Origin of the sequence: Komarekiella delphini-convector SJRDD-AB1 (genome assembly GCF_014831675.1) — a bacterium.
Classification (GTDB): Bacteria; Cyanobacteriota; Cyanobacteriia; order Cyanobacteriales; family Nostocaceae; genus Komarekiella.
Map to the genome: position 1 here is coordinate 67,777 of NZ_VJXY01000040.1, position 8,958 is coordinate 76,734.

General features: G+C 39.8%; 5 protein-coding genes and 1 pseudogene. 4 read left to right on the forward strand and 2 right to left on the reverse strand.

The features are described 5' to 3' along the window. Nucleotides 1-170 precede the first annotated feature (170 nt). From FNW02_RS27195 to FNW02_RS27210, 4 genes and pseudogenes are all read left to right on the forward strand, one after another. Complete coding sequence (locus tag FNW02_RS27195; protein WP_191760596.1) at nucleotides 171-1,643, forward strand: pentapeptide repeat-containing protein; 1,473 nt, start codon at nucleotides 171-173, stop codon at nucleotides 1,641-1,643. Between the two features lie 822 nt (nucleotides 1,644-2,465). Then, nucleotides 2,466-3,773, forward strand: coding sequence for a pentapeptide repeat-containing protein (locus FNW02_RS27200; protein ID WP_191760597.1), 1,308 nt, complete (start codon nucleotides 2,466-2,468; stop codon nucleotides 3,771-3,773). Nucleotides 3,774-3,893: 120 nt separating this feature from the next. Next, a pseudogene (locus FNW02_RS27205) lies at nucleotides 3,894-4,220 on the forward strand (Uma2 family endonuclease); the annotation flags it as partial. A gap of 80 nt (nucleotides 4,221-4,300) precedes the next feature. Continuing rightward, nucleotides 4,301-5,416, forward strand: coding sequence for a TRAP transporter substrate-binding protein (locus FNW02_RS27210; protein WP_191760598.1), 1,116 nt, complete (start codon nucleotides 4,301-4,303; stop codon nucleotides 5,414-5,416). Between the two features lie 1,008 nt (nucleotides 5,417-6,424). Here FNW02_RS27210 and FNW02_RS27215 read toward each other — a convergent pair. Continuing rightward, complete coding sequence (locus tag FNW02_RS27215) at nucleotides 6,425-7,759, reverse strand: TRAP transporter large permease (RefSeq protein WP_191760599.1); 1,335 nt, start codon at nucleotides 7,757-7,759, stop codon at nucleotides 6,425-6,427. Further along, a complete protein-coding gene (locus FNW02_RS27220; RefSeq protein ID WP_191760600.1) occupies nucleotides 7,743-8,315 on the reverse strand; it encodes a TRAP transporter small permease subunit in 573 nt (190 codons plus the stop codon). Before FNW02_RS27220 ends, FNW02_RS27215 begins: the two co-directional genes overlap by 17 nt. Nucleotides 8,316-8,958 lie beyond the last annotated feature (643 nt).

Here is an 8,958-nt window from a genome sequence, read left to right on the forward strand (position 1 = left end):
TACTCGTTTAGGTACAATTTCTTTCAAAGAATATCAAGCTACTAGTAGATTAGATGCCATATTGAATTTAGATAAGTCTTTTGAGACGTAGTAAAATTATCAGCTAAATGATATACTGATTTACCCTAACATCTAAGTAATAATTCTGGATTGTGAGGAATATTTCTGCCATGTCTGCTAATAAGACAGACGCTCTGTTGAATTGGTTAATAGCCATAACAGTTATATTTGCCCTCTCATTGACTGTAATTTTCTTCGCATTGTCCAGTATTAAGGAATTGTCAGTTCAGGAAAAAATACAGTACAGAAACCAAGCATTAACAACTACTGCAATAGTTTTCCTGGCATCGGCAGTCATGTTTAATGCTTACTATGCGGCAAAGCGTGCCCAATCCATGCATAAAAATGCGATCGCAACCGAAAAAAATCTGGAAATTGGCATTCAAAATGCCAAACTCAATCAAGACAGGCTGGTTGCAGAGCGTTTTATGGCGGCGATCGCACAGCTTGGACATGAGAAAATTGAAACTCGAACAGGTGCAATTTATGCATTAGAACGAGTTGCTCAGGATTTTCCTAAAGAACACTGGACAATCATGGAAATCCTGACTGCCTTTGTGCGAGAGAATGCATCAACCCAGTCAATGGAGATCCGACAACAGCTAGAATACTCACCAGCAGTCTACACAAGTAGGCGTAGAGGTGGGCCACGTCCTAGACCATACTCAGATCAGAATCTTCATGAAGAATTACCAAAAATTCGCACCGATATTCAAGCAGCTTTAGCTGTCATCGGACGGCGTAATTCACTCGAAGACCCGAAAGAGCAGAAACTTGATTTACGTAATACAGACATTAGGCGAGCAGATCTTTTAGGGGTCAACTTCCAACAAGCAGACCTACGCGGAGCTGACCTTAGTGCAGCCGACCTGCGTGGAGCTGATTTATCTGAAGCAAACCTTGATGGCGCTAAATTCGTTGGGTCTATTCTCTACGAAGCCAAATTGCGAAAAGCTAGTCTAATTGGAGCCAATCTACAAAGAGCAAACCTCAATCGCACCGACTTATCTGGAGCAAACCTGCGTTCAGCTAACTTATCTGGAGCAAGTCTGCGTGCAGCCAACTTGCAAGGGGCAAACCTTTATAAAGCTAACTTGCAACAAGCAACTTTGAAAGTCGCTAACCTCTCTGGGGCGAAGCTATTCTTAGCTAACTTGCAAGGAGCAAAGCTTGGTAAAGCCAACTTGCATCTAACAGGTCTAATTGGAGCCAACCTGAATGGAGCCAACCTGAATGGAGCCGACCTTTCAGGGGCAAATCTGAATGCAGCCAAACTTAAGCAAACAGATGTCTATTTTGCTAACCTCTCGGAAGCCAGCCTAACCGAAGCTGACCTATATCAGGCAAACTTCATCGGAGCCAACCTCCAGAGGGCAAACCTCTATCAAGCCAACCTAACTCGCTCAAACCTCATGGGTGCTAACCTTTCTGGTGCAAACCTTGGGGATGTCAAACTCGAAGGGGCAGTTTTAACAGGAGCCAAAAACTTAGAGTTACACCAGATTACAATGGCACTTGGCGATCGCACAACTCGCTTACCCGATTACATGGAACCACCAACACATTGGCGGCAATCTAGTTAAGTTATCTGAGCATCAATTTAGTTACTTGGGCGCATTCTACCGTTTTCCTAAAATCCTATAATTTCTCCTAAAAATCTCCATAACAATTCTGGAGATAAAAAATATTCATAATATGCCTGATCCCCTACCCAATAGTTCTCGATTAAAGGGGTGCATATTTGGATTTACCCTTTCCCCTTTACCCCTTACCCTTTCTCCAAATCACAAAGAAGGTAAAGAATGCTTATCCTATAGGTATTGATTTCCTACTAGATTATCTTGAAGCAGCAACACATTAGCACTAATCTGGCTAATTACTTAAACCTCATCAACTTTTCAATCTAGGTAATTAGTAATTGTTAAGATTTATTAAAGATGTTTTGTGATTAGTTATACAAATATTTTCACCGTTTTCAACTGCGTGAAATATAGATTCTTTATAAAGACGCAACATTTTTGTACACCCAGTGAGTGATGCTGGGAAACGAGAAAGGCTATGTATTTCATTTAATATTTTTGATATCCAACCTGGTTTAAATACCTGTATTTCCTACAGTTCTGACCTTGTAGACTTTTTTTTGGATAGTTCTGCCACTTTCAGTCATCACAGCAAAAGTGGAATACAAACATTCATTTGCTATGAAAGGCTTTTTGACTCTGCGAACTTGCTTAATTCATATTGTTTATAGAAATAATTTCTCAGAATCAATAGATAAATCTTTATATAACAGATTTTTTTGTTGGTCATTTTATCAGTGTTTGTACGGTATCAAATATTGAATTAACCTCATAGGATAAACCTAAATTAACTTACTTAAGGAGTCAGATATGAGGACTCATCACATGTCCTTGATCAAGACCAATGAAATCACAAGTTTGTTGCTAATTATTGCAGTTATATTTATTTTTCCATTAACTTTAACTTACTCATTGTTTTCAGATATTCAAGGAGTATCAAATCAGCAAAAGATAGAATATATCACTCAACTATTAACAATTATTGCCATAATCTTTGGAGGATTAGCTGTTAGCATTAATGCTTACTTTACCTCCAGACTCTCTCTGGGGATGGATCAGAGTGGATTAACGAAACACCTAAATGAGGTGCTAGGTTGGGATAAAAATATTGCAATAGGCGTTAACTACAAACAACCAAATCTAGAAGAATTTGCTCCAGAACGATTTTCTAAAGCAATTGAACAGTTGGGTAATGAAAAGATTGAAACACGATTCGCCGCTATTTATGCTTTAGAAAGAATCGCCAAAGATTCCCCAAAAGACCATTGGACAATTATGGAAATCCTCGCTGCTTTTATCCGAGAGAATGCCCCAGTCAGGCAAGAAGATGAAGACGAGGTTGAGTCGCAAGAATCATCAAAACTTCCCACAGATATTCAAACAGCTTTGACTGTCATTGGACGACGAGATTCACAAAATGATCCCATAAATCAGAAACTAGATCTACGTAATACAGACCTCACTGGTGCAGACCTAATGGATGCCAACCTCTCCAAGGCAATCCTGATAGGAGCAAACTTGCAATGGGTCAACTTCATACGAGCAGACCTCTCTGAGGCAGACTTATCTGAAGTTGATCTTTGTGGGTCTATCCTCTATGAAGCCAACCTACAAAAAGCAATTCTTCCAGAAGCAAATCTGCAAGGAGTAATCCTTAGAAAAGCTAACCTCTCTAAGGCCATCCTCTATGATGCCAATTTGGAAGGAGCAACCCTTTATGATGCCAATTTGGAAGGAGCAATTCTTTATAATGCCAATTTAGAAGGAGCAATTCTTTGTGATGCCAACCTCTGCGGAGTAAACTTTGAGGGCAGCAATCTCCAAGAAGCAAACTTGATTGGCAGTAACTTGCAAAAGGCGAAACTGATTGGAGCGAATCTAGAAAATGTATTACTCAGTACAGCCAATCTGCAAGAAGCTAACTTACAAGAAGCAAACCTGTATGAAGCTAAATTACAAGAAGCAAACCTGACTGGAACTAACCTACTAGAAGCATTCCTACAAAAAGCGAACCTGTCAGGAGCAAACTTGAGTAAATCTGAACATTTAGAATTAGAGCAGATTGAATTGGCAATTGGCGATCGCACAACTATTCTGCCAGAAAATCTTCAAGTACCCAAACATTGGCGTTAACAAAAAGCCAAAACTTAAAATAAACATTAAGCTAATTACTTGGTTAATAGTCTTTTGGTAATGGGTGATGGATAATTTCAATATCCGTCACCTATTACTATTAGGTAGCATGAGTAAAAACGTGAACCCCTTTGGGAGCAAGAAGCCGTGATTACGCTGGGACGCTCCATTAAACTGGTGGTTGAAGTCGTTAGCACCAACTGGGAAACTGACTATGCTTGCAAAGTTAAGGAATATGCACTTTTAGGCATTCCTGAGTACTGGATTATAGATTACCGAGGACTGGGCGGTGTAGCATTTATTGGTAAACCCAAACAACCTACTTTCACTGTTTGTCAATTGGTTGAAGACACCTATATTCAACAACAATACCGACTAAACCAATCAATTAACTCACCACTTTTACCCCGTCTCCAACTTCGCCTAGATGATATCCTGCCTCGTTAACTAATTTCTATCAAGTTGACAAGGTGTTATTAGGGGCAGTATAAGCTTAAAACTCTGACTACTTTAAATAATTAATAATTATGAAACGCCGAGAGGTTCTCAACACAGCTGCGATCGCTACGGCAACTGCTGCTACCCTAGTTTCTTGTACCCGAACTAGTACATCTCCTATTGTGCAAGCTGGACTGCCAAATATCCGTTGGCGGATGGCGACCAGCTGGCCCAAGTCTTTGGGTACTTTTATCGGTGCGAATACAGTTGCTAAGCGGGTTGAGGAAATGACCAACGGACGTTTCAAGATTACACCGTTTGCAGCTGGGGAGTTGGTACCAGGATTGCAAGTACTTGATGCTGTGCAAGCCGGGACTGTTGAATGTGGTCATACATCCAGCTACTATTACATCGGCAAAAATCCGGCCTTAGCTTTCGCTACTTCTGTACCTTTTGGTTTAAATGCCCAACAGCAGAATGCTTGGCTCTATCACGGTGGTGGATTAGCAGCCATACAAAAAATTTATACTAACTTCAACGTAATTAATTTTCCTGCTGGTAGTACTGGGGCACAGATGGGGGGATGGTTCAAAAAAGAAATTAAGTCTATTTCTGACCTCAAGGGGTTGAAAATGCGAATTCCCGGATTGGGTGGAGAAGTTATGTCCCGTTTGGGCGTGAATGTGCAAGTATTACCTGGAGGCGAAGTTTATTTAGCACTAGATAGGGGAGCAATTGATGCAGCCGAGTGGGTAGGCCCTTATGATGACGAGAAACTCGGTCTAAATAAAGCCGCGCAATTCTACTATTATCCTGGCTGGTGGGAACCAGGGCCAACCCTAGATGTGTTAGTTAACTTGAATGCTTGGAAGCGGCTGCCCAAAGAATATCAGGAAATTTTTAAAACTGCGACTTTAGAGGCTAACTTGAATATGCTCAGTGAATATGATGCTTTGAATGGGGAAGCACTTTCACGGTTGCTGGCTGGTGGTACTAAGCTTACTCCCTACAGCCCAGAGATTATGCAAGCAGCACAAAAAATATCCTTTGAGCTATTCAATGAAAATGCCAACAAAGATGCAACTTTCAAACAAGTTTATGAACAATGGAAAACATTTCGGCAAAGTGTGTATAACTGGAATCGCGTTAACGAGTTGAGCTTTGCAAATTTTGTTACAGCTAGTAGCAACCTGATTAGCAATTAGAATAATTAAGAAATTAATATGGCGATCGCATAATTTATATCCTCATTCAATTGCGATCGTTTGCACTACCACATATTGTAATTATTTTATTGGTAGTAGCGTTTTTATTACAAAAAATTGTCCCTCTTCGAGCCGGAGAGAGACATAATTGAACTTTGGTTTAAGGCAAGGAGAGGTTTACTGAACTCACACTAAGTTTAACAAATTGCTAAACTTATGGTTTAAAAATCAAGAAAATTTAATATCAATTAAAACTAGTTTTATTGACATTAAAATTCTCTTTTAAAACTCGATGTTGCTTACAACTAAGTGCGATTCTGAAGCTATTGAACACCGATTCCATGCTGAGATGTTATCTTCTACTAGACATATTCTTTTTGGAGAACCGACAGTTTCAGTTACCAGAACTTTCAGCGTTACGGTATACACATTATTGATTATTTCGTGTCCGTAACCAACTACTTTTCCTACTTGTCCAGTTTTCTGATTTATCACATACTCATCAACAGTAAACATAACGGTAACTGTCTAATTTTGACAGGTTTTAAATCGTGTTTTATATATTATTGATTTCCTCACAAGTAATAACTTCTTTCTTTTAGGGTGTTTAGCTTCAGACTAAAGGAGTATTCTAAGTTTAACAGGAGCAAATAAATTACATCTTTTGGAATTGAAATTGAATTGACTTTTATAGCTTTGAAATTTACATTTTTAAATATGAAAGTTTTAGTTAACTTTTTTGCCGATTATTAAACTAAGTCTATCTTGTGACTTATTATCAATCATGGACAAGATAGCCTATCAAATGAGATAGATTAACTATAGATTAATCTTGCCTTTTTATGGCTCTAAAATTTAAATAGTAAATGTATTACAATGCTTACTCTTCTAAATAGAATTAAAACACCTTTCTCAAGGTTACACATACAGACAAACTTTAGTCTGTCCGGTTCCGTACATAGAAACTTAAAAGAATTTATCCACTAGCGATCGCTCATTCCCACATCTTCAACCTGCCAAAGAAGGTAGGAAGCTGACAATACCAGGGAAAACAATAATTAACACCAGCACCAACAGTTGCAACAGAATAAAAGGTATTACACCACGATAGATATCTGCTGTAGTGACTTCCGGGGGCGCAACACCGCGCAAGTAAAACAGTGCAAAACCAAAGGGAGGCGTCAGGAAAGAAGTTTGCAAATTTGCTCCCAACACTACACCATACCAAATTAGGTCAATGCCTAATTGCTGGGCAACTGGCACAAATAGAGGGATGATGATAAAAGCGATCTCGAAAAAGTCAATAAAGAAGCCGAGTATGAATACCACCGCCATGCTGACGACCAAAAAGCCAGTTTTGCCACCGGGAAGATTGGCAAGAACATCAAACATGAATTGATCGCCATTTAATCCTCGGAAAACTAAACTAAAGGCCGTAGAACCAAACAGGATAAAAATCACCATGCTGGTGATTCGTAAAGTGGCATCACAAACTTGACGCAAAGATTCTAAGGTGAGTTGACGGTTAGCAGCAGCAAGAGCGATCGCTCCAGCACAACCCACTGCACCTGCTTCTGTCGGGGTAGCAATGCCAAAAAAGATACTACCTAATACCAATAAAATCAGTATCAAAGGCGGCATCATCACTTGAATCACCCGCTTTGCCAAGGCTTGACCACCAATTTCTCGCACCTGGGCAGGCAAAGCTGGTGCTACTGGCTTCAAAAATGCCACAATCAACACGTGCACAGCAAAAGCACTGGCCATCATCAAACCGGGAATCACGGAACCGAGAAATAAATCACCCACTGATACACCCAATTGATCGCCCAGTACTACTAACACCACACTCGGCGGGATAATTTGCCCCAAAGTTCCTGATGCAGCAATCACACCAGTGGCTAATTCTTTGTTGTAGCCATAGCGGAGCATAATCGGCAAGGAAATCAAACCCATTGCCACCACTGTTGCAGCTACTACACCGGTAGTTGCTGCCAACAACGCACCTACCAACACTACAGCTAAAGCTAGTCCACCACGCAAGCGTCCAAATAAAATTCCCATCGTTTCTAACAGCCTCTCTGCTATCCCGGATTTCTCCAGCATTGCCCCCATGAAGATAAAGTAAGGGATAGCTAACAGAGTATAGTTTGCCATAATGCCAAAAATTCGCTGTGGCATGGCAGTGAGAAACACTGGATCAAATATACCCAGTCCAATTCCTAGGATTCCAAATGCGATCGCTACACCACCTAATGAAAAGGCTACTGGATATCCCAATGACAGTAGCACCAACGCACCTGAAAACATCAGTGGCCCTAGCCATTCATAAGCTAGTGTCATGTTCCTCCTGGGGTTCTAGTCTGCCTTCTCTACCAGACGTTACGCCAAGGAGAATTGCTAAGTTTTTGATCGCTTCAGAAATTCCTTGGAAAATTAACAGAACAAAGCTAATGATGATCATGGCTTTAATGGGATAACGAGGCAATCCACCAGGATCAGATGATGCTTCACGAATTTGCCACGAAACGGCGATCGCATCCCAAGAAAAGATAATCACTACAATACAAAATGGAATTAGGAAAAATATTGTTCCTACCAAGTCTGCAAGTGCCTTTCGCTGACGCGACCAATTACTGTAAAAAATATCAACACGGACGTGCTCATTATGCTTGAGGGTGTAAGCTGCTCCCAACAAGAAAACTAAATCAAAAATGTACCATTGAGCTTCTATGTAAACATTGGAGGTGAGATTGTTGCCACTAATTCGCCCAAGATATCGTCCTATAACATTCCACACGCCAAGTATCACCATTACTAGTACTAACCAACTAGTAAATCGACCTGTGCGTTCAGTGCAAATATCAACAATTCTTGATAATCTTAATAATTTCTCCAATGCTTGTCTTGCCTCTTGAAACGCTGTAAAAGTAGTTTACAGCCCAAGTAGGTATATATTAGTGTCTTTCTCTGTTTGATTGACCAAAACAATTGTCAATTCGCAGTGACGCTCAGTTCCTTCCTAACGCTGCGAAGATCGCAAAACCCGCAATTAATAATTAGATAAAATATAAATCAATATCCAATTTTTCAACCATCTAAACACATAGGTAATAATAGTATTGCCCTATAATTATCTTTTTTCTTAGCTCGACTTTATCCCAAATTAAGAACTTAGTTCTCTTTATGCAGCAAAAACCCTGGCTTTTTGACAAATACTTTTTTATGTCATAGATGAGCGATGAAGTTCAAAAAGTAAAACTACTATCCCACAAAGATTTCAGCGATAGCGATAGCTGAGCAAAAAAAATGGATAAAGTCGAGCTTAGATTGTTAAATATAGAAACATAAAAATAAAAAATCAAATTTATAAAGGTTGAAGTTTAAACTGATGCGGTGACTTAAAAATAGCCACAAACAAAAACCCCCTAGCCAGTGACATAGGGGGTTTTTGTAAAAAATAAACCTGGCATCGAGCTATTTTTGCGTAGGGCAACCCCTAAACTATCGTGGCCGCAGCAGCGTTTCACCTCTGAGTTCGG

What these genes read in the sequence shown, in the direction of transcription:
- FNW02_RS27195 (WP_191760596.1), top strand. Translation starts at nt 171, where the DNA reads ATGTCTGCTAATAAGACAGACGCTCTGTTGAATTGGTTAATAGCCATA.
- FNW02_RS27200 (WP_191760597.1), top strand. Translation starts at nt 2,466, where the DNA reads ATGTCCTTGATCAAGACCAATGAAATCACAAGTTTGTTGCTAATTATT.
- FNW02_RS27210 (WP_191760598.1), top strand. Translation starts at nt 4,301, where the DNA reads ATGAAACGCCGAGAGGTTCTCAACACAGCTGCGATCGCTACGGCAACT.
- FNW02_RS27215 (WP_191760599.1), bottom strand. Translation starts at nt 7,759, where the DNA reads ATGACACTAGCTTATGAATGGCTAGGGCCACTGATGTTTTCAGGTGCG.